General features: G+C 68.4%; 1 pseudogene. It reads left to right on the top strand.

What is annotated here, in order from left to right:
- Positions 1–238, top strand: a pseudogene (locus P0D80_RS51450) (DNA-binding protein); the annotation flags it as partial.
- Positions 239–348: the final 110 nt, after the last annotated feature.

Genomic DNA, 348 nt, shown 5'->3' with positions numbered 1-348 from the left:
ACAGCTGGGCGACGCGCGTCATCAGGCTGGCGTGCTGCAGGGGCACCTCGATGCAATCCGGGCGGCCAACAGCGCGTACGCGCAGGAACTCGAGATCCTGCGGCGCCAGCCGCTCACTGCGCCCGCATCACGCCCGGGAACCGGGGCGCGCCGGAGCTCGCCGCAGTCAAAAGGCACAGTCCGGAAGGGCGGGTCACCCGCTCGCAAGCCACATGCGTCGAAGGGTTCGGCGACATGAAGAAGGCGCCTGGAAGGCGCAGGCCAGCGGTCTGCCCGCCGATCGGTAAGTTGATGCAATATGGCGACCGGACGGTGCGAGTCGTCGCCGAGGCGAGCGTCGTGTTTCAA

This window comes from Paraburkholderia sp. RL17-373-BIF-A, from assembly GCF_046030175.1.
Lineage (GTDB): Bacteria > Pseudomonadota > Gammaproteobacteria > Burkholderiales > Burkholderiaceae > Paraburkholderia.
Note: the sequence above shows the minus strand (reverse complement) of the source record. Positions and strands in the feature narration are given on the sequence as shown.